Below are 19,934 nucleotides of genomic sequence, written 5' to 3'. Positions count from 1 at the left end.
TCTCCTTGCTCAACTCATCGCGTATCCGCCGTTGACGTCGACGACGGCGCCGGTCAGGTAGCTGGCCGCGGGGGAGGCGAGGAACGCCGCCACCCGCGCGATCTCCTCGGGCTGGGCGAGCCGGCCCAGCGGGCAGTAGTCGGGCCGGTACCCGCGCCCGGCGACCATCTCGGTGTCGACCACGCCGGGAGCGACCGCGTTGGCGGTGATCCCGTGCGCCGCTTCGGTCTTGGCCAGCCACTTCACCACCGCGTGCACCGCTCCCTTGCTCGCCACGTAGTGCGGTCCGGCGAGCACGCCGCCGACCTTGCCCGCGACGGAGCCGATGCAGACCACCCGGCCACCGCGTTGCCGCAGGAGCGGCAACGCGGCCTTGATCGTCCACAGGGTGCCCTTGACGTTGACCCCGAGGACGAGGTCCACTTCCGACTCGTCCACGTCGTCGAGGGCCACTGTGTCGCCGTACACCGCGGCCGAGGTGACCAGGACGTCGAGCCGGGGCAACCCCGCGAGGACCCTCCGGACGGCGGCGAGGTCGCTGACGTCCACGGCGTGCCCGGAAGCGGTACCGCCGTCCGCCGCGATCGTGGCGACGGTCTCCGCGGGGTCGTTGACGTCCAGGACGGTCACGGAAGCCCCGGCCCACGCCAGTTCCCTGGCGATCCGGGCGCCGATGCCGCGGGCGGCCCCGGTCACGACGGCCTGCTGTCCGTGCATGCCGGCTGGACCGCCCGCGGCGAGAACTCCGTTCACGAACCCTGGCCGTTCTTCCGCTCGTGGGCTTCGAGTTCTTCCATCAGCACCGGCACGCCGAGGGTGCAGGTGTGGATGCCGAGCACGCTGGTCAGCTCCAGGACCTCCATGATCTCTTCCTTGGTCGCCCCGTAGCCGAGTGCGTTGCGGATGTGCTGGCGCAGACCCGGCTCGTACAGGTGCGTCGTGGAGGCGTCGATGGCGGTGTAGATCAGCTCCCGCACCTTGGGTTCGAGAACCCCCTTGCGCCAGGGGACGGCCGAGAAGTTCAGGTAGGCTTCGAAGAACTCCGGATCGAGGGTTAGCAGCCCTTCCCAGAACTTGTTCCAGTAGCCGCGTTCGGAGAGGAACTGCTCGCGCAGTTCGCGCTGCCGATCGGTGAGTTCGGTGGCTGTCATTCGGGTTCCTCCTTACCGGGCGGCCATCTCGGCGCGGCGCCGACGGGTGGCCGCTTCGTCCACCTGCAGCCCTTCCGGATCGTTGACCGGGTCGCCGGTGATGACGACCCCGTAGTCGCGGTAGGCGCCCTCGACGGTCACGTACTCGTCGCGCACGTCCTTCTTGACCCGCTCCGGGTCGCGTCGCAGCGGGTCGCCCCAGCCCCCGCCGCCGTTGGTGAGGTAGCGGAACACGGCGTGGGGTTTGGTGTGCCAGACCGGCGTGCTGGCGAAGTAGAAGTACTCGCCGTCCGGGTCGACGCATTTCGTGGCGGGGTCGAGCATGCCGGCGACCGGGGTCGCCCCGGCGTAGACCTCGTCGGCGGTCCCGATCAGCTCCTTGCGGCGCACGACATCCCCGTCCTCGGGGTGGAAGATCCACGTCGCGCCGAGCCCGCCGTTCCGGCCGCCGTAGACCCCCAGTCCGCTGGGGCTCTTGGTGTGCAGCGGGCTGGACCAGTGCTCGGCCGCTGTCAGGTACAACGTGTCCTTGAGGACGGCCGCGCCGCCGCGGTTGGTTCCCGCGCCGCCGCTGTCCGGTGTGTACTCCTTGCGCAGCACGACCGCCGGGAGCTCGGATTCGATCGCCTCGGTCGCCGGGTCGAGGTTGTTGGCCTGGTACACCACGGAGTAGCTGTCCGCGTCGCCGGCTTCGGTGGCGCCCCACGGGCCGTGCTCGCCGCCGCACTGGGCGGTGGTGACCCACGGTGTGCCGTCCTCGAGGACGCCGTTGGCGTTGTGGATGTTGAGCGAGCCGTAGTCGCCGCCGACCGCTTTGCGGCCCAGCGCTTTCTCCAGCGCGCGGAACACCGCCAGCAGGACGGGGCCGGTGCTCTCCCAGTAGAGGAAGACCGCGCCGTCGGGTGGGGTGGCGCTGATGAAAGTGCCCGCGGGCAGCACGATGTCGATGTCGCGGTAGGCGCCGGAGGTGAACGGCGTGGCCGGGTCGATGAGGAACTTCAGCGCCACGCCGACGGCGGTCTTGGTGTCCAGGATGCCGGCGTTGATGCTGGTGCGCGCCTGGGGTGAGGTGCCGCTGAAGTCCAGTTCCATGCGCGGACCGGTCTTGGTGATCCTGACCTTGATCCGGTAGTCGATGGTGTCGTCGATGCCGTCGCAGTCGATGCCCTCTTCGGCCTCGTAGACGCCATCGGGCAGTGCGGCCAGGGCGGTGCGCATCGCCTCGGCGGAGACGTCGGTGCTGTACCGGATCGCGCCCAGGTAGGCCTCGGTCCCGTACCGGTCGACGCTTTCCAGGATGAGCTGCTCGCCCAGCAGGAGGTTCGCGTAGATGGTCTTGATGTCGGGCAGCAGCAGGGCGCAGTACCGGGCGTTGTCGAAGATCAGGTTGAACGCCGACTTGACCGGCTTGTCGTCGCGGTAGAGCAGGGTCGGCGCGATCACCAGGCCGTTTTCGTACACGTTCCGCTTGGTACCGCTGAACCCGGCCGGGACCACGCCGCCCATGTCCAGCTGGTGGGCCCGCAGGGTCACGAACGAGATGATGCGGTCGCCGGCGAAGACCGGCCGGATGAAGCAGATGTCGTTCACGTGGTTGCCGGCGCGGTACGGGTCGTTGCAGATCACCACGTCACCGGGGCGGAGGTTCTCCGGACCGTACTCCTCGATGGTGTTGCGCACCGCCTCGGACATGGTGCCGAGGAACATGGCGAGGCTGTTGCTCACCGACGACATCGGGTAGTTCTGCTCCGGCGGCCCGGAGATGGTCGCGGCGAAGTCGTACCAGTCGCGCAGGATCAGCGAGAACGCGTTGTTGAGCAGCCCCGTGCACATGTGCTGCACGATGTAGCGCATCCGGCTGGACAGGACCGTGGCGGTGAACCGGTCGGCGCCGTACCGCTCGGTGAACTGCGCGTCGTCGAGGTCCTTGAGTGAAACAGTCATGGTCTTCCCTTCACGCCTTGCGGATGCGCAGTTCGCCGTGCGTACCGACGTGACCGGTCTGCCCGGGCACCAGGAACGTCGTGGACAGCGGCTCGCGGATGACCGCCGGACCGTCGATCGCGTCGCCCGCGCGCAGGTCGGCGCGCTGGTACTCGTGGGCGGGCAGATCCTCGTCGGTGAGGTAGCGGATGGTCAGCGTGCGGGTCGGTTCCGGGCGTTCGCCCGCGGCCCGCTCGGGCAGCACCGGGTACTCGACCTTGTCGGCGTGCACGACGGCCTGGACCCGGTAGGTCACGCCCTGCACCGGCAGCGCCTCGAACTTGTTGCCCGAGCGCTCGGCGTAGGCCGCGTGGAAGTTGGCCACCATCTGCTCGACGCCTTCGGCGGTGATCTCGCCGTCGGGCACCGTGATGAACGGCGTCTCCCACGTCTGGCCCGCCAGGCGTCCGTCGAAGCTGCGGACGAACGTGACGTTGCCGCGGTCCTTCTCCTTGAGTCGCTCCGACAGGCGCTGCTCCATGGAGCGGTACACCTTGTCGATCGACTCGGCGGCTTCGGCGGTGAGCAGGGTGTAGGCGCTGCGGCTGTCGGCGTAGACGAGGTCGGTGCTGACCAGACCCAGCGCGGAGAACAGGCCCGGGTGCGGCGGCACGATCACCTCGGCGGCGTGCACCAGATCGAGCACGGCGGGCAGCAGCATCGGGCCCGCGGCACCGTAGGCGACGAGGCTGTAGTCCCGTGGGTCGACACCGTGCTGGATCGCGATGTTGGTGACGCCCTCGGCGATGTTGTTGATCCCGATGTTGAACGCGTAGGACACGCGCTGCTCGAACGAAAGCTTCGTGTCGAGCGCCTCGAACGCCTGCCGGGACAGCTCCGGGTCCAGCTTCATCCGGCCGCCGGCGAAGCCGTCCGGGTCGATGATCCCCATCAGCAGGCAGGTGTCGGTCGTGGCGGGCTGGGTGCCGCCGATCCCGTAGCAGGCGGGACCCGGATCCGCGCCGGCGCTGCCCGGCCCGACCTTCAGCTCGCCTGCCGCGTTGATGGTGACCAGACTGCCGCCACCGGCTCCGATGCTGGAGATCTCGTTCGACAACGCGTTGACGATGAGGTCGTGTTCGAGTTCGAACGTGGTGTTCACGAACGGCTTGCCGTCGGTGACGATGCTGATGTCGCACGAAGTTCCGCCCACGTCCGCGCAGAGCAGGTTGTGCGCGCCGATCACGCTGCCGAAGTGCGCACTCGAGACGGTGCCCGCCGCGGGGCCGGCGAACACGATGCGGAACGGGTGCTCCATCGCGACGTCCGAGCGCACCAACTGAGCGGCGCAGTCGGCGAAGTTCAGGTCGCCGGTGAACTTCAGCTCGCGCAGACCCGCGTCGAGGCGACGGGTGTAGTCGCCGTAGATCAGGCGCATGAACACGTCGACCACGGTCGTGGAGGCCCGGGCGAACTCCTTGGCCAGCGGTGAGACCTCGCTGGAGATCGAGACCGGGATGTCGCCCAGCTCCTCGTGCACCAGTTGCCGCAGGCGTTCCTCGTGGTGGTCGTTGACGTAGGCGTTGAGCAGGCAGATCGCCACACCTTCGACGCCGCAGCGGCGCAGCACCGACAGCTGCGCGCGGGCCTGGTCCTCGTCGAGCGGGATCAGCACGGCGCCGTCGGCGGTGAGGCGCTCGCGGATCCCGCGACGGAGGTAGCGGGGCACCAGGGGACGGTTCGCGTCGCCGTAGGAGCGTCGCCAGGTGGGGTTCATCAGGCCCTCGACCGGGCGCCACGTCCGTCCGATGTCGAGGATGTCGCGGTGGCCGTCGGTGGTGAGGAAGGCGATCTTGGGCAGGCGCCGGGTGATCACCGCGTTGAGGCCGTGGGTACTGGCGTGGTTGAAGACCTCGGCGGCTTCGACGCCGATCTCCTCGGCTCCCTTGAGCACGCCCCGCTCGGTGGTCCGCACATCCGTGGACACCTTGACGGTCTTGATCTTCCCGTCCTCAATCGCCACGACATCCGTGAAGGTGCCGCCGACATCGACTCCGATCATGATGACCTTCCTCTCTCAGTTCACGTCCAGGCCATCGGAGGCCAGGGTGATCGGGCCGAGCAGCGGGCCCGGCTCGCGGGCGACCGACTCGAGCGTCTTCTGGTGCTTCACGGCGATGAACCAGCCGCCCTCGGACAGGACCGGGTACCGGCGGAAGTCGGCGGCGGTGCTGCCGGGGAAGTCGCGGGCCAGGTCGACGCCCAGGGCGCGTAGGTCCTCTTCGGAGACTTCCTCCCGTGGCACGGCAAGGCCTTGCTGAGCAGGAGATTTTTCATCACTCACGGGCCATCACTCCAGTGTGTTGTGCCGGTGGCGGGTTTCGTGTACCAGTCGGTCTACGAAACGGTGACGGGAAGCACTCTAAGGCTCGGGCCGGGACCTGACAAGCCCGGACCGGGTGAGACCGGGGAAGCGCGCGGGCGGTCTCCCAGGCGGGCGCACGCGTCGCCGGGAACGCGGAATAAGCTGTGGGCTTATGCCAAGACCACCGGGACACGGGCCGGGCTACGAGATCAAGCGGCAGGAGATCATCGACCAGGCGGCGCAGCTGTTCGCGAAGCAGGGTTACGCGGCGACGGGCATCGCCGAGATCGGTCAGGTCGCCGGCCTGGCCAAGGGCGCGTTGTACTACTACATCGGGTCCAAGGAGAACCTGCTGGTCGAAATCCAGAACCGCGTTCTCAACCCGTTGCTGACCGCCGCGCGGCGGATCGCGGCACTGGACGAGGACCCGGTGCTGCGGCTGCGCCTGCTGTCGCAGACGCTGCTGGAGCTCATCCTGGCTCGGCTGGACCACATCTGGGTCTACGAGCACGACTACCGGCACCTGCGCGGTGCGAACCTTACGCGCCTTCTGCGCCAGCGCCACGAGTTCGAGAAGATCGTGCAGGACCTCCTGGTGGAGGCCATGGAGTCCGGAGCGTTCCGTGAGATGGACGCGCGGCTGGCGATGCTGCAGTTCCTCAACATGCACAACCACACCTACCAGTGGGCCAAACCCGGCGGGGGGTGGGACGCCGAGTTCCTGTCCCGCGAGTACTGCGCCACGTTGATCTCCGGCTTCCGGAGCCCCTCCTACGACGCCGACGACCTCGAGGAGCGGGTGCGCTCGTTCCGGGAGCGCGAGGGCGCCTGACCCCGGCTCCCGGACACGCGCACGCTAGCCACGGACGGACTTCCGCACGGCCGCGGCGATCCTGTCCCGATCGGGGAGCCACGCGCGTTCCAGTGACGGCGCGTACGGCGCGGGGGTGTGGGCGGCGCCGACGCGCAGAACCGGCGCGTCCAGCGTCCAGAACCCGTGCTCGGCCGCGACGGCGGCGAGTTCGGCGCCGACGCCGAAGGATTCGACTGCCTGGTGGGCGACGACGAGCCGGTTCGTCTTGGCCAGCGACTGCAGCACGGTGCCGGTGTCCAGCGGCGCGATGGTGCGCAGGTCGACGACCTCGACGCTGATGCCCTCCCGCGCCAGGTCCCCGGCCACCGCGACGCAGTCGTGCACCAGCTTCGAGTACGACACCAGGGTGACGTCCGTGCCCTCGCGGCGAATGGCGGCCTTGCCGAGTGGCACCAGGTGTCCTGGCCGCGGGCGCGGCCCCTTGCGCCCGTACAGCAGGCGGTTCTCGATGAACACGACCGGGTTGGGGTCCCGGATCGCCGCGCGGAGCAGGCCGTAGGTGTCGGCCGGCGTGGACGGCATGACCACGGTGAGCCCGGGGATGTGCGCGAGCAGCGCCTCCAGGCTCTGCGAATGCTGGCTCCCGGAGGACTTGCCCGCGCCGAACTGGGTGCGGACCACCAGCGGCAGGCTGACCGCGCCGCCGGTCATGAACCGCAGCTTGGCCGCCTGGTTCATCAGCTGGTCCAGGCACACCCCGAGGAAGTCCAGGTACATCAGTTCCACGACGGGACGCAGGCCCGCCATCGCCGACCCCACGGCCGCGCCGACGATCGCGCTCTCCGAGATCGGCGTGTCGCGGACGCGTCCGGGGTACTTGTCCGCCAGCCCTCGCATGAGCCCGAAGACGTTGCCGCCCGCGGCGACGTCGATGCCGGCGAGGAACACGTCCTTGTCGGCGGCCAGTTCGTGCTCGAGCGCCTCGTGCACGGCATCCATGGTGCGGAAAACCTCGCCGTCGGGTTCGGGCGGTTCCGGCACCGGCTCGCGGGGGACGCCGACGAAGTGGTGCAGCGTCTCCGGTGCGGGCTCGTCGGCGGCCTGAGCCCGCTCGACCGCCCTGTCGATGATCTCGTCCACCTCGCGGTCGATCTCCGCGACGCGGTCGGCCTCCAGCCGCGCGGCGAGCAGTGCGAGCGGGTCGCGCGTCTTCCACTCTTCGAGCTCGGCGGGCTCGCGGTAGCGCTCCGGGTCGCCCTCGTAGTGCCCGTGCCAGCGGTAGGTCTCCGCTTCCAGCAGCACGGGGCCGGCGCCACGGCGGAGGTCGTGGACCAGTGCGGTCGTCGTTTCGGCGACCGCGACGACGTCGTTGCCGTCGACGTGGGCGTAGCCAGTGCCGTACCCGCGGGCGCGGTCGGCCAATGTCGCACGGTGCTGGTCCTTCGCGGCGGAGAACTCGGCGTAGTGGTTGTTCTCGCAGCAGAAGATGATGGGCAGCCGCCACACCGCGGCGAGGTTGACCGCCTCGTGGAACATGCCCTGGGCGACCGCGCCGTCGCCGAAGAACGCGAGCACCACGCCGCCCTGGTCGCGCAGTTGCGCCGCGGTGGCGGCTCCGGTGGCGATGGGCAGGCCCGCCGCGACGATCCCGTTGGCGCCGAAGATCCCCTTGCGGGGATCGGCGATGTGCATCGAACCACCTCGCCCCTGGCAGGTTCCGGTGCTGCGGCCCATCAGCTCGGCGAACATGCCGGTCACGTCCAGGCCTTTGGCGATGCAGTGGCCGTGACCTCGGTGGGTGGAGGTGATGACGTCCCGGTCGTCGAGCGGCCAGCACGCGCCGACCGCCGTGGCCTCCTGGCCGATCGACAGGTGCAGGAAACCGGGTATCTGGTTGGTGCGGTACAGCCGGGACGCCCGGTCTTCGAACTGGCGGATGAGCCGCATCCGCCGGTACATCTCGGTCTTCGCGCCGACCTCGCGGGCGGTGTCGCTCGCCTGAGTGGAAGTCATCCTGTTCTGCCCTTGTCTTGCTGGGGTTTCGGCCCGCCCCCTTGACATCTGGCGGGGAACCACGATTCTTGTACCGATTGTTCGAAAAAACAACTCTGACGCGAAGGTGGGTCGGATGCGAGCGTTGCGATGGCACGGCAGAGGTGATCTGCGGCTCGACGAGGTACCGGAACCACCGGCCCCGGCGCCTGGCGACGCGGTGGTGGCGGTGTCCTACGCCGGCATCTGCGGAACGGACCTGCATGAGTACACCGCGGGTCCGAATCTCATCCGGACCACACCCCACCCGCTCACCGGCGCCACGCCCCCGATGACGCTGGGGCACGAGTTCAGCGGCCGGGTCGCCGCACTGGGCTCGCCGGTGCCGGGGATCGAGGTCGGCACGCGGGTGGCGGTCGATCCGTGCCTGCGGTGCGGGGTCTGTCGCTGGTGCCGCCACGGCGAGTACCACATCTGCGCCAAGGGCGGTTCGGTCGGCGTCGCCTCGCCGGGGGCGTTCGCTCCGTTCGTCACCGTGCCCGCGGTTGGTCTGGTGCCGGTTCCCGACGGGGTGACGGACGAGCTGGCTGCGCTCGCCGAGCCCCTCGCGGTGGGGCTGCACGCGGTCCGCCGGGCCGGAGTTCGGCCCGGCGACACCGCGCTGCTCCTCGGTGCCGGCCCGATCGGCATCGCGGCGCTCATGGCGCTCAAGCTCGCCGGCGCCGCGGGGATCTACGTCAGCGAGCCGGTGCCCGGCCGGGCGAAGCGCGCCGCCGAGCTCGGCGCGACCGAGGTGTACGACCCGGCCGTCAGCGACGTGCGACGTGAGGTGTTCCTGCGAACCGGGCGGGTCGGGCCGGACGTCGTCGTCGAGGCCACCGGGCGGCCCGAGCTGGTCGAACTCGCCGTCAAGACGGTGCGGCGAGGCGGCCGGGCCGTGCTCGCCGGCATCAGCGGTGGCGCCGCGTCGATCCCCCTCACCCAGATCGTGCCGTTCGAGCGAACCGTGCTCGGATCGCTGGGGTACAACTTCGACATCCCCCGCGTGCTGGACCTGATCGCCACCGCGCGGCTCGACCCCACTCCGCTGCTGACGGGTGTCTACCCGCTCGCTCAGGGGCTCGACGCGTTCGGCGAACTCAGCTCGGGTTCCCACCTGAAGATCCTGCTGACCCCGGAGGAGCGCTGAGATGGACTTCGACCTGCCCGCGGAAACCGTTGCCCTGCAACGGATGTGCCGGGACTTCGCTGCCAGGGAGATCGCGCCGTACGCGGCGGACTGGTCCGAGCGGTGCTACTTCCCGGCGGAGGTGTTCCGAAGTCTCGGCGAACTCGGCCTGATGGGCATGCTCGTCGAGGAGACCTATGGCGGCGCCGATGCCGGGTTGGTGTCCTATGTGGCCGCGATGGAAGCCCTGGGCGAGGCCGATCAGTCGGTGGCGGCGGCGTGGAACGCCCACTCCACCATCGCGACCCTGCCGCTGGCGCGGTTCGGCACTGATGACCAGAAGAAGCGGTGGCTGGTCCCCCTCGCGACCGGGGAGAAGCTCGGCGCCTTCGGCCTGACCGAACCCACGGCGGGCTCGGACGCGGCGGGCATCCGCACCAGGGCGCGGCGGACCGAAGACGGCTGGGTGCTCAACGGCACGAAGATGTTCATCAGCAACGCCGGCACCGAGATGAGCCTCGGCGTGACGGTGCTGGCGGTCACCGGTACGGATGCCAGCGGCAAGAACAGGTACGGAACCTTCTTCGTGCCGGACGGCACTCCCGGCTACGCGAAGGGGCGGCCGCTGAGCAAGCTGGGGTGGCACGCCCTGGACACCCGCGAGCTCGTGTTCACCGACTGCTGGGTCCCGGAGGACCACCTGCTGGGGGAGGAGGGCAACGGGCTGCGACAGTTCCTGGAGGTGCTGGACGCGGGGCGGGTGAGCGTCGCCGCGCTGTCCCTGTCGCTCGCGCAGGCCGCCCTGGACCTCGCGATCCGCCATGCCGGGGACCGCGAGCAGTTCGGGCGCCCGTTGAACAAGTTCCAGGCCGTGGGGCACAAACTGGCCGACATGGCCACCGAGGTGGAGGCCGCGCGCTGGCTGGTCTACCGCGCCGCCTGGCTGGGCGACCAGGGACGTCCGTACGCCAAGGCCGCCGCCATGGCCAAGCTGTACGCCTCCGAGGTCGCCAACCGGGTCGCCAGCGCGAGCGTCCAGATCCACGGCGGGTACGGGTTCATCCGGGAATCGGCGATCTCCCGGTTCTACGCCGACGCGAAGATCCTCGAGATCGGCGAAGGCACCAGCGAGGTGCAGCGCAACGTCATCGCGCGGACCCTCGTCCCGTCGGGCAAGGGTGTGGCGCGGTGACAGACTGCGTGCTGGTCGACCAGCATGACGACGTTCTGGTCATCACCATCAACCGGCCGGAGGCGCGCAACGCGATCGACTCCGCTGTCGCCCGGGCGGTCAGTGCTGCCCTGGATCAGCTGGAGGAGCGCGCGGACCTGCTGGCCGGGATCCTCACGGGCGCCGGCGGCACGTTCTGCGCCGGCATGGACCTCAAGGCTTTCCTGCGCGGTGAGGGTGTGTCGATTCCCAGGCTGGGCCTGGCCGGCCTGACCGAGCGCAGGCTGTCCAAGCCGATGATCGCGGCCGTCGAGGGGTACGCCCTGGCCGGTGGGTGCGAGCTCGCGCTGGCGTGCGACCTGATCGTCGCGGCCGAGGGCGCTCGCTTCGGAATCCCCGAGGTCAAGCGTGGTCTCGTCGCCGCCGCCGGCGGTCTGCTGCGCCTGCCCCGGCGGATGCCCTACCAGTTGGCCATGGAGCACGCCCTGACCGGAGACCCGTTCGATGCGGAGGTGGCGTACCGCCACGGGCTGGTCAACCGGCTGGTGGAGCCGGGCCGAGCGCGCGACGAGGCGCTGGCGCTGGCCCGGCGGATCAACGCGAACGCCCCGCTGGCGGTCCGGGTCTCCAAGGATGTGGTCAGCCGGTGCTGGGACTGGGGCGCGGACGAGTCCTTCCGCGAACAGCAGGCACTCGTGCGGCCCGTCTTCGAATCCGAGGACGCGCAGGAGGGCGCCCGCGCCTTCGCCGAGAAGCGGGATCCGGTGTGGCGGGGTAGGTGACGGCTTCGCGTTGGCTGTTCCGCCGCGGCGGCTCCTTCGAGCGCTCGTCGAGCGCCCGCGCCGTCGCGCGCCCGCCCAGGTCGTCAGCAGGGGCAGCGGTTCGCCGTCCGCCCCGTACCCCGGGTGCGCTGTAGGTGCCCGCCCCGGGGGCGGGTGTGGATCTCTGTGATGACCTCGGGCGACGACTCCCGGCGTAATGCCGCTGGGGAGGTCGGCCGGGACCGCCAGTGATAGAGCCCCGACTGGCTGGCTTCCAGCAACCCGCAGGCCAATTTCGCCGGCAATGCCCGGTCTGCAAGGCGGGCGACTACTGTTTTCGCCCTTTGGGTCCGCTTCACCGCTGCCAGCTCCGCGCGCTCGGTGCTGCTCAGACCGGCACGTTCACCCACGGTCGATACGATCCTGTTTGGCCCAGCTGTGCGAGCACGACTCCCTGATCCCGAGCTCCTGCGCGGCTTCTCGCACTGGCTTGCCCGCTCGAACCGGGGCGACGGCGCGAGCGCGGAACTCGGGAGGATAAGCCTTCGGCAGCCTCCAGACGGCAAGCCGCGGGCTCTGCGCGTCGGCGACATTCGGTTCGGCCGCGGCGCGACCCCGGGACGCGGTACGCGGCCGAATTGGCCCTCTGACCTCATCGTTGCAGGGCGAAGGCGAGCAGCTCGTCGACTTCGTCGGAGGCGGTGAGGATGTCCTCGACGATGGCCATCACCTCGGCAGTGCCGTGCGCAACGTGGACGCCGGGCTGGCCGATGAGGTCGGCGGGCCAGCGGTTCGCCTGCACGATGAGGTCGGTCAGGATCACCGGCCGGCGGTGCGCGACGGTTTGCCGGGCCCTTGATCCGCGCACCGCTGCGCTCTCCGGCCTCCACAACAATGGTTGCGCGCCCCTACCCGGACATCACGGTGTTGTGCATCGGGAAGCCGTGCTTGCTAGGTGGGTATTCGGCCAGAACTGCGACAGCACGAGGCCCGTGTCGGCGACGCAGGACTGCAGGTCCCGGTCCTCCGGCGGATAGGACTTGAGGATGCCCGTGCCGATGATTCGCGACTGTCCGGCCGCGAGCGTCGAGCGCCCGGGTGTGCGCCGCGGTGTCGATGCCTTCCGCCCGGCCGGAGATCACCGTGATGTCGCGGTCGACCAGTCCTTGAGCCGTCGCACCAGCGATGTCCAGGCCTCGGGCGGAGGCCTGGCGCGAGCCGACCACGGACATGCCGATCTCGCCGGGTACGAGGCTGCCCTGGTGGAAGAGCACCGGTGGGATCTCGTGGATCTCCCGTAGCTGAGCGGCGTACTCCTGGTCTAGGAAGGTCAGGAACCCCACCTTCGACTCTCGCCACGCGGCGACGTCCTGCTCGGCCTCCGCAAGCGAGTTCGTGGTCGCTTCGGAGGGGGAGAACAGGGTGGCCGGGTTGTGCTCGTGCCACAGCGCCAGAGCGCTCCCGCGCGTGCCGACCTCTTCGGCAGACAGCTTAGAGCCGCTGTCGGCGGCCTGCTGTCCGCGCCACAAGCAGACCACTGTCGCTGCATCTAGCGGGCGGTGGGTGGCCGTTGGCCGCTGTCGCACCCCCTCGGCCTCGGCGTCCGCTGCACCGTGAGAGGAGCACCGAAATCATCATGTCCCACTGGCTGTTCGAGCCTGGCAACGTCAACGTCACCGTCGGCCATTCCACTACGTTCAGCGCTCTCGACGAGCTGCTGGAACCGACGCCGCTGTACGACGCGGTCGTCGACGAGGTGACCACACCCGCGATGGCCGAAGACAAAGCCCATCACCCTCTCGTCACACCCGAACGTCGAGCGTTCCCCGACGCCGGCGCTGTCGAGTGCCTGATCTGCAGTCGTGTCGGTCCGGTCGAAGCGGCGGTCCGTCACGGCGATGCGTGGGTCGGGTGGTGCTGCAGCACCGAGTACTTCCCCCACGGCAACCAAGAACCGAGTGAAAGGAGTCCCCAGTGAACACCGCCAAGACCTGGGAAACACCGGGCCTGTACTACGTCGATCCGTTCGAGCTCGTTCTCGACGACAACTCGCGGGAGATCGACGACATCCGCGCGAAGAACCCAGGCCTGTGCGCCAGCATCGCCAAGTACGGGGTGAAGACCGCGGTCACCGCGAACCCGGACGAGAACGGCACCCTGCGCCTGCGCTACGGGTTCAGCCGCGTGCTGGCCAATCGGCTGTGCGTCGACCAGCATCCCACCATCCCGGTGATCGTGGTGGAGGCGGGGGAGGAGGACGAGGCGCAGCGGCTGATCGACCAGTGGGACGAGAACACGCAGCGCGTCGGCTACACCCAGGCCGAAGAGGTGCACATCTTCGAGCGGATGGCCCTGTTCGACCTCGCACCCGAGGAGATCGCCGAGAAACTGAGCACCTCCGCCGACCGTGTCACCGCCGGCCTCGCGGTCGCGCGCAGCGCCGCCACCCGCGAGGCCCTGCGCGAGGATGATCAGCTGACGCTGGAACAGTACGCCGCGCTCACCGAGTTCGAGTCCGATCCCGAAGCGCACGCCGACCTGCTCGACACGCTGCGCTCGTGGCCCGGCAACTTCGCCTTCGCCGCTGCCCGGTGGCGCAGGAAAGCCGCTCGCCGAGCAGCCTGCGTGGAAGCCGCGGACGAGCTGCGGGCCAGGGGAGAGCTGGTGATCGTCGACCAGCTTCCCGACACCGCCGCACGACTGCACGACCTGCACGCCGACCAGGACGGCGAGAACGGCCGAGTCCAGCTGCCAGTTGACTTCGTGCAGCGCACCGATCTCGTCGGTGCGCCAGACCAGGGCGTAGTCGAAGGAGGACCGCCTTCGATGGGCAGGCAGGTCACGTTCGGGCGTGGGTAGAGCTGTTCGACCTGGACGCCCACGAGGACGGCGCCGTGTCCGGAGGCGGCGTAGGCCGGCATCTCCTGGAACCGGGTAGCGTGGTGCCGTGGGCGCCGAGCGGGTTACGGCAGGTGGTGTTCGACCCGGTAACTGGGAGGTCTTGGGCGAACACGGAAGTCTGTTCGGCGAGCGCTGGTTGAGGTGATGGCCGGGTGCGGGATCACCTGCGCGCGCCGCCGCCCCGGTCGGGGCCGCAGAAGCGGCGGAGTCGAAGCTGGGGAGTTTCGCGTCCCGGCTGAACGGCGCCGGCTTCACTCCGGCGCGTGGGTCGGCGACGGGGAGGCAGGTTGGCTTCGTGTCCGGCCGGTGTTGCCGGATGCGGCATAGTTTCTACGCTTGGATGCGGGTGTTGCCATCCGCGGCGCGCTCCCTGAGCACTCGCTCGCCGGCGTCGATGTAGGACGTGAACAGGTCCCGGACGTCACGCAGTCGTCCCGCCGCCCGTTCCGTCTCGGTCAGTTCCTCGGCCGCCCGAAGCGTGCGGATGAAGGCTCGGGCGCGTTCGTGGCTGGCCGCGAGGAGTTGTTCGAAGCCGCCGGCTGCCTCGACGAGCAGGCGGCGGCTGCCGGGTTGCGGGATCGTTCGTGCCAGCCCCCAGGAAACCAGTTCCCTGGTCGCGGTGCTCACGGCCCCGGAGCTGAGGGACAGCGCGGCGCGCAGCTCGTCCGAAGTGGACGCTTCGCCGCGCAGCAGGAGGTAGCCGTAGATCCGGCCCGTGGCACGAGGGAGGTTCCACGTCGCCAGCGTGTCGCCCAGGGCGTTGACGAAATCCTGCTGTTCCGGGGTCATGATCGCTGCTCCCCGTGTCGGATCGGGTGTTGCCAGCCGTTCAGGATCCGCAGCAGGGTATGCGAGGTTTCCGCGGGCGCGTCCCACGTGACCATGTGCCCGGCGCGCGGGATCACGTGCTCGGCGACGCCTTCGGTCGCGGCCCAGCGGGACATCGCCGTGGCGATGTTGCCCGTGCGGTCCTCGGCGCCGCGCACCAGGGCGAGTGGCACTGGCGAACGGTATCCGGGGTCGGGCGCGACGAACGACACGGTCGCCGCCCACACGTCCAGGAATCTGCGTTTGGGCATGCGGGCGAAGAGTGCTTCGGTCCGGGCGATCGCGTCGGGGGAGACCGCTGAGGCGCGGGCCATGAGATGAGGAAGGGATTTCGCGGGAACCAGGGCGAGCGCCGGCGCGGCGAGTCGGAGCGCGCACCGTTCCAGCGCGGACAGCGGGCCGGCGTTCCAGGTGGAGTCGAGCACGATCACGCCGCTCACACGCTGCGGGTGCGTCCGCGCGAAGGCCTGCGCGAGATTGCCGCCGAGCGAGTGTCCGGCGAGCACGGGTGTATCGATTCCGCACTCGGCGAGCAGCGCGTCGAGGTCCTCCAGTGCGTCCGTCGCACTGAACCGCACCCCGGGCGCGAGCGCCGACCGGCCGTGCCCGCGCAGATCCCAGACGACGACGCGAAACCCGTGCTGCGTCAAGGTCGTCACCTGCGCGTCGAACATCGTGTGGTCGACACCCGCGCCATGCGTGAGCACCACGGCAGGACCGGTGGCGCCCGAGTCCGCGAAGGCGATCTCGGCGTCACGGCGAGCGAGACGCCGAGTAAGATTCACCATCCTCTGAAAATAGTTCAGATTCGGGCCGCGTGCAAGTGATCCCTTGGCGAGCCCCAGATCCGTCAGGGGCTGGACGGGTTGAGGGGACTGCCGGCCCAGCCGCGTGTCATTCGCGGTGAGCCACAGTTCGTCGCCACGGGGGGCGCGGAGGGGACGATCACGTCGCGCAGCCACGTCATATCCCGTGCGCCCGCCGGTGAAGATGGCCCGGCTCGCGCGCCGGTTCTTCGCCGGCGCCGCCGAACGCGGCGTCACCGGCGAGCTCGCCGAGCAGATCTTCCGCCAGATCTACGCCTTCAGCGACTACGGCTTCCCGGAACAGCCACAGCCACAGCTTCGCGCTGCTGGTCTACGCCAGCGCGTGGTTCAAGTGCTACCACCCGTCGGCGTTCCTCGCCGGGCTGCTCAAGGCCCAGCCGATGGGCCTCTACAGTCCGCAATCGCTGGTCGAAGACGGGCACCGACACGGGGTGATCACCGTGGCCCCGACATCAACCGCATCCCAGTCGAGGCCACACTCGAACCCCACGCCGACAGCGCCGGCGGGCTGGCGGTCCGGTTCGGACTCGGGACCGTGCGCAACCTCGGCTGCGACGCCGCCGCGGCGATCGTCGACGCCCGCGCCGCGGGGCCGTTCACCTCGCAGGACGACCTCACGCGCCGGGTCCGACTCGACACCCCCGCCATCGAAGCGCTGGCCACCGCCGGCGCGCTACCGAGCTGGGGACAGGACTGCGGCCAGGCATTGTGGGCCGCCGGCGCGGCCGCCCGGCACCACCCCGGCCACCTTCCCGGCCTCGCCCCAGACCTGGACGCCCCGCCCCTGCCCGGCATGACCAAGCTCGAGCTGGCGGCCGCGGACGCCCGGGCCACCGGCGTCGTCGAACAAAACACCTGGTCAGGCTTCCGAACAGTCGCCCGCGCCAGCTCAGCGATGCTCGTGTGCGCCATGGTCCAACGCTCCCCCCGAAGGCGTCGTCAGCCTCCGCGCCGACCGCATCGAACACCATCCAGCACGCATCCCGCGACTTTCGCTGACTCCCGCGATCGCGGTGAGCCGTCTGTAGGGTCTCAAGAATGAGTGCGGCGCGGAGGGTCCCGATCGGCGCCTACGGCTCAGTGGCGTTGAGGATTCCCGCGCCGGCGAGAGTGGCTTGAACAGCGTCGGTGAAGCCAGCGATGTCGTCGAGCCCGAACGCGACGCGTTGGAGCACGAAACCGTGCAGTTGCGCCAGTACGACCCTGGCCCCGCGTTCGGGGTCCAGCCCGGTCGGCACCGTCCCGGCTGCTTGGCCGTGACGAAGGACCTCAGCCATGCTTTGTCGGACATTCTCGAATCCCTCGACCGCTCGCCGGTGGAGTCCTTCGTGCACGAGTAGCTCGCCCCATGCCTGCACGGCACAGCGGAGTAGTTCGTCGACGGGGACGGGCTGGCCGGCCGCATCGAGGGCAGTGTCTCTGGCGGCGGGGCCGATCGACGCAGCGACGAGATCGGCGACCGTGGCGACCTTTTCGCCTTGGACCAGTCGCGCTACCGGCTCGAACAGCAGGTGGAACGCGTCGCCGGCGAGTTCGAGAATGATCTCCTCCTTGCTGGCGAAGTAGCGGTACGGGGCGCCGACGGACACACCTGCCTCTTGTGCGATGTCCGGCATCGAGGTCTGGTGGAACCCCTCACGTGCGAAGCAGCGACGCGCCGCCGCCACGATCTGAGCGCGGCGCACCTCGCGGCGCGCGTCGGTGATCCGCGGCATCGAGCCAACCTCCGTGGTGCCGTTGACCGACACAAAATGAATGATCGTTCGCCTTGACAGCTCCATGGTAACAGTGAACGATCATTCACGGAAGCGAGGTGTAGTTGTGAGCAATCCGACGCTTGCCATCGGTGTCTACCGGTACGAACACACCGCAGCCCTGCTGGACGGGACTGTGACCGTCGAGGGCGTGGATGCCACGTTCGAGACGGCGCCACTCGTGTCGGACATCTTCCGGCGCATGGTGCGCGGGGACTTCGACGTCGCAGAGCTGGGACTGACGTACTTCCTGCGCCTGTTCGACCAGCGGGATGCGCCGTTCCTGGCGCTGCCGATCTTCCCGAACCGGAACTTCCGGCACTCGGCGATCTTCGTCAACATCGCGAGCGGTATCGCCGAACCCCAGGATCTCGCCGGGAAAACCGTGGGCGAGTTCGCGCTGTACGGACACGACGCGGGCGTGTGGCCCAAAGGTATCCTGGCCGACGACTACGGCGTCACCCCCGACCAGTGCCGGTGGATCATCGGCGGCACCAACTATCCTGTCCCGTCATTCGACTGGATCCCTCAGCCCGTGCCCCCCGGCGTAGACGTCCGACGCGCCGCGCACGGTCACACGCTCGGGGCCATGCTCGAGGCGGGCGAGATTGACGCACTGATCTCCGTCGATGTCCCGCAGACGCTGCTGGACGGATCACCGAGGGTCGCGCGACTGTTCCCCGACTACCCAACGGTGGAACGGAATTACTACCGGCGCACCGGCATCTTCCCGCCCATGCACGTCATCGCTGTACGCAAGGAACTCGCGGACCAGCCTGACGTGACAACCGCCCTCTACCGGGCCTTCAGCGAGGCGAAGGAGATCACGGCGCGCCAGTACCGCGAGGGGGCGGCCAAACAACACATGGCCCTCATGACTCCCTGGTTCAGCCAACTCTTCGCCGAGAATCGGCGCCTGCTCGGCGGGGACTGGTGGCCCTATGGCGTCGAAGCCAACCGCACGGCGATCGACACCTTCCTGCGCTACCACCACGAGCAGGGCCTGTCGAAACGCCACCTGACGAGCGAGGACATCTTCGTCAGCGACCTGCTGGGGACATGATCGTCAGCCCACGTCACAGCCAGTCCGGGGTGCGGCCGCCGGGCCCGGCAACCATCCGCAGGGTGCGCTCGTCCAGCATCGCAGGCCGTTCTCCTGTGATGTCATCTGGCGCGGTCGATCAAGCGCGGTCACGAGCTGCTCGCCGGACACTGGGAGCGCGACTGGTCGGTTCGACCGGTCGCGTTCGGCTCCGCGGGCATGCCCGTGGTCGGCGCGTCGTCCCCGGCCGGGCGGCGTTACCCGTGGTGGCCGGGTCCGGTTGTGATCGTCCGGTGCTGCGGGAACAGCCGTCCGGGAGGCGTCCGGCGGTCGCGACGAGGACCTGGTTCAGCGGGGTGCCGTTGGCTAGGACCTCGGGCTGACCTCGTGGGCGCGTCGATCGGCTACGGGTGCAGCGCCGGCGTCGTCGAGCACCGGGCAGCACCGCTGGGCCAGGTGCAGGCAGAGCTCGTGCAGCGCGCTGGACATGCTCACCTGCCCGGTGCGGCTGGCCAGCACCCACGCGGGGCGGCAGCGGCAGCCCGCAGACCTGGCATGCCCAGCGGAGCTGGCAGTCCTCCAGCCGGAGCCGGTCGACGTAGCGCCACCAGACCCGACCGCGCACGACCTGGAGGGGACCTACTGGCTGTTCGGCCGCGGGGACCGCCGTGGTCTTGATCTGCCGGCCAGAGCGCGGACGGCAGCACGCTTGAGTCGGCGCCAGCAGATGATGCTGCAGGCGATGCCGGACGAAGGCTTGGTGGTTCCCGCTGGCGGTGGCGCTGGCCGGCGGCAACCGCAACGACATCACAGCCGCCTCCGGTAATCACATGGTGTTTTGACCCGGTGCGGGCTCGGTCGACCGGGCTCGGCCCGGTTTTCGGCCCCCTTTCAACGCCCGGACATGCGAGCCATCGATCGCGGCCCGAGACCAGTCGATCAGCCCGGCCGCGTTCAGCTTCGCCAGCGGCAGCTCGTGCAACTGCTGCCACACCCCGGCCTCAGTCCAGTCCCGCAACCGCCGCGAGCGCGACCATGGCATCCCCGTCTACAGCACGAACAAGATCCCGCACAACGCACGCCGATCGTCCAACCGCTTCCGCCGCGGATTTCTGAACCGGCGCTCAACTTTGGGCAACGGAGGCTCGATCAGCTCCCACAGCTCGTCCTCTACCTCCCACGGCCTACGCTGCGCCACCAACACCCTCCCGAGACAAGATCAACAGCGGGAGACATC

20 protein-coding genes and 1 pseudogene are annotated in these 19,934 nt (G+C 69.5%); 8 read left to right on the top strand and 13 right to left on the bottom strand.

Features of this window, described 5'->3' with window-relative positions; translation table 11 throughout:
- Window positions 1–9 precede the first annotated feature (9 nt).
- Genes AMY39116_RS0308735 through AMY39116_RS0308715 form a run of 5 tightly spaced genes read right to left on the bottom strand, consistent with a single transcriptional unit; the run spans window position 10 to window position 5,379 of the window.
- Window positions 10–753 carry an SDR family NAD(P)-dependent oxidoreductase gene (locus AMY39116_RS0308735; protein WP_157358486.1) on the bottom strand — a complete coding sequence of 248 codons (744 nt, stop codon included), beginning with the start codon at window positions 751–753 and terminating at the stop codon, window positions 10–12.
- Window positions 750–1,151, bottom strand: a complete 402-nt coding sequence (locus AMY39116_RS0308730) for a carboxymuconolactone decarboxylase family protein (RefSeq protein ID WP_020417311.1) — start codon at window positions 1,149–1,151, stop codon at window positions 750–752. The genes AMY39116_RS0308735 and AMY39116_RS0308730 overlap by 4 nt, the downstream gene beginning before the upstream one ends.
- A gap of 12 nt (window positions 1,152–1,163) precedes the next feature.
- Window positions 1,164–3,095: a hydantoinase B/oxoprolinase family protein gene (locus AMY39116_RS0308725; protein WP_020417310.1), complete on the bottom strand. Its 1,932-nt coding sequence runs from the start codon at window positions 3,093–3,095 to the stop codon at window positions 1,164–1,166.
- Window positions 3,096–3,105: 10 nt separating this feature from the next.
- Window positions 3,106–5,136: a hydantoinase/oxoprolinase family protein gene (locus AMY39116_RS0308720; protein ID WP_020417309.1), complete on the bottom strand. Its 2,031-nt coding sequence runs from the start codon at window positions 5,134–5,136 to the stop codon at window positions 3,106–3,108.
- A gap of 15 nt (window positions 5,137–5,151) precedes the next feature.
- Entirely contained in the window at window positions 5,152–5,379 is a 228-nt protein-coding gene (locus tag AMY39116_RS0308715) for a hypothetical protein (protein ID WP_020417308.1), read from the bottom strand.
- A 232-nt stretch (window positions 5,380–5,611) separates the two neighbouring features.
- On the opposite strand from AMY39116_RS0308715, the gene AMY39116_RS0308710 reads away from it, so the two are divergent.
- The gene (locus tag AMY39116_RS0308710; RefSeq protein ID WP_020417307.1) at window positions 5,612–6,271 is read left to right on the top strand and encodes a TetR/AcrR family transcriptional regulator; all 660 of its coding nucleotides are present in this window, start codon (window positions 5,612–5,614) and stop codon (window positions 6,269–6,271) included.
- Window positions 6,272–6,295: 24 nt separating this feature from the next.
- On the opposite strand, the gene AMY39116_RS0308705 is transcribed toward AMY39116_RS0308710, so the two are convergent.
- Complete coding sequence (locus AMY39116_RS0308705) at window positions 6,296–8,266, bottom strand: pyruvate dehydrogenase complex E1 component subunit beta (protein WP_020417306.1); 1,971 nt, start codon at window positions 8,264–8,266, stop codon at window positions 6,296–6,298.
- Between the two features lie 115 nt (window positions 8,267–8,381).
- On the opposite strand from AMY39116_RS0308705, the gene AMY39116_RS0308700 reads away from it, so the two are divergent.
- From AMY39116_RS0308700 to AMY39116_RS0308690, 3 genes are read left to right on the top strand one after another with little or no spacing between them, the layout of a single operon-like run.
- Window positions 8,382–9,434, top strand: a complete 1,053-nt coding sequence (locus AMY39116_RS0308700) for an alcohol dehydrogenase catalytic domain-containing protein (RefSeq protein WP_193354341.1) — start codon at window positions 8,382–8,384, stop codon at window positions 9,432–9,434.
- Window position 9,435: 1 nt separating this feature from the next.
- Window positions 9,436–10,605, top strand: a complete 1,170-nt coding sequence (locus tag AMY39116_RS0308695) for an acyl-CoA dehydrogenase family protein (RefSeq protein WP_020417304.1) — start codon at window positions 9,436–9,438, stop codon at window positions 10,603–10,605.
- Window positions 10,602–11,366 carry a crotonase/enoyl-CoA hydratase family protein gene (locus AMY39116_RS0308690; protein ID WP_027935767.1) on the top strand — a complete coding sequence of 255 codons (765 nt, stop codon included), beginning with the start codon at window positions 10,602–10,604 and terminating at the stop codon, window positions 11,364–11,366. Before AMY39116_RS0308695 ends, AMY39116_RS0308690 begins: the two co-directional genes overlap by 4 nt.
- A gap of 381 nt (window positions 11,367–11,747) precedes the next feature.
- Here AMY39116_RS0308690 and AMY39116_RS48075 read toward each other — a convergent pair whose 3' ends face one another.
- The 3 genes from AMY39116_RS48075 to AMY39116_RS42510 form a co-directional block, all read right to left on the bottom strand.
- On the bottom strand, window positions 11,748–11,897 hold the full coding sequence (locus tag AMY39116_RS48075; protein WP_354712326.1) for a transposase: 150 nt from the start codon (window positions 11,895–11,897) through the stop codon (window positions 11,748–11,750).
- A gap of 100 nt (window positions 11,898–11,997) precedes the next feature.
- Window positions 11,998–12,168 (bottom strand): hypothetical protein, encoded by a 171-nt coding sequence (locus AMY39116_RS45290; protein WP_020417302.1) that lies wholly within the window; start codon window positions 12,166–12,168, stop codon window positions 11,998–12,000.
- Window positions 12,169–12,253: 85 nt separating this feature from the next.
- Window positions 12,254–12,874, bottom strand: a complete 621-nt coding sequence (locus AMY39116_RS42510) for a DNA-processing protein DprA (protein ID WP_162146033.1) — start codon at window positions 12,872–12,874, stop codon at window positions 12,254–12,256.
- A gap of 107 nt (window positions 12,875–12,981) precedes the next feature.
- On the opposite strand from AMY39116_RS42510, the gene AMY39116_RS0308680 reads away from it, so the two are divergent.
- A complete protein-coding gene (locus AMY39116_RS0308680; RefSeq protein ID WP_020417301.1) occupies window positions 12,982–13,323 on the top strand; it encodes a hypothetical protein in 342 nt (113 codons plus the stop codon).
- Window positions 13,320–14,204: a hypothetical protein gene (locus AMY39116_RS0308675; protein WP_020417300.1), complete on the top strand. Its 885-nt coding sequence runs from the start codon at window positions 13,320–13,322 to the stop codon at window positions 14,202–14,204. The genes AMY39116_RS0308680 and AMY39116_RS0308675 overlap by 4 nt, the downstream gene beginning before the upstream one ends.
- 372 nt (window positions 14,205–14,576) lie before the next feature.
- On the opposite strand, the gene AMY39116_RS0308670 is transcribed toward AMY39116_RS0308675, so the two are convergent.
- Window positions 14,577–15,035, bottom strand: a complete 459-nt coding sequence (locus AMY39116_RS0308670) for a GbsR/MarR family transcriptional regulator (protein WP_020417299.1) — start codon at window positions 15,033–15,035, stop codon at window positions 14,577–14,579.
- Entirely contained in the window at window positions 15,032–16,036 is a 1,005-nt protein-coding gene (locus tag AMY39116_RS0308665) for an alpha/beta fold hydrolase (protein WP_235716085.1), read from the bottom strand. Before AMY39116_RS0308665 ends, AMY39116_RS0308670 begins: the two co-directional genes overlap by 4 nt.
- Before the next feature lie 10 nt (window positions 16,037–16,046).
- On the opposite strand from AMY39116_RS0308665, the gene AMY39116_RS45285 reads away from it, so the two are divergent.
- Complete coding sequence (locus AMY39116_RS45285) at window positions 16,047–16,943, top strand: hypothetical protein (protein WP_235716084.1); 897 nt, start codon at window positions 16,047–16,049, stop codon at window positions 16,941–16,943.
- Between the two features lie 28 nt (window positions 16,944–16,971).
- Here the strand turns inward: AMY39116_RS45285 and AMY39116_RS0308660 are convergent, their stop codons facing one another.
- Window positions 16,972–17,682 (bottom strand): TetR/AcrR family transcriptional regulator, encoded by a 711-nt coding sequence (locus tag AMY39116_RS0308660; RefSeq protein ID WP_020417297.1) that lies wholly within the window; start codon window positions 17,680–17,682, stop codon window positions 16,972–16,974.
- 40 nt (window positions 17,683–17,722) lie between these two features.
- On the opposite strand from AMY39116_RS0308660, the gene AMY39116_RS0308655 reads away from it, so the two are divergent.
- On the top strand, window positions 17,723–18,718 hold the full coding sequence (locus AMY39116_RS0308655) for a PhnD/SsuA/transferrin family substrate-binding protein (protein WP_020417296.1): 996 nt from the start codon (window positions 17,723–17,725) through the stop codon (window positions 18,716–18,718).
- An 800-nt stretch (window positions 18,719–19,518) separates the two neighbouring features.
- Here AMY39116_RS0308655 and AMY39116_RS47390 read toward each other — a convergent pair.
- Window positions 19,519–19,895 (bottom strand): annotated as a pseudogene (locus AMY39116_RS47390) (transposase); the annotation flags it as partial.
- Window positions 19,896–19,934: the final 39 nt, after the last annotated feature.

The organism is Amycolatopsis sp. ATCC 39116, from assembly GCF_000231075.2.
GTDB lineage: Bacteria > Actinomycetota > Actinomycetes > Mycobacteriales > Pseudonocardiaceae > Amycolatopsis_E > Amycolatopsis_E tucumanensis.
Note: the sequence above shows the minus strand (reverse complement) of the source record. Positions and strands in the feature narration are given on the sequence as shown.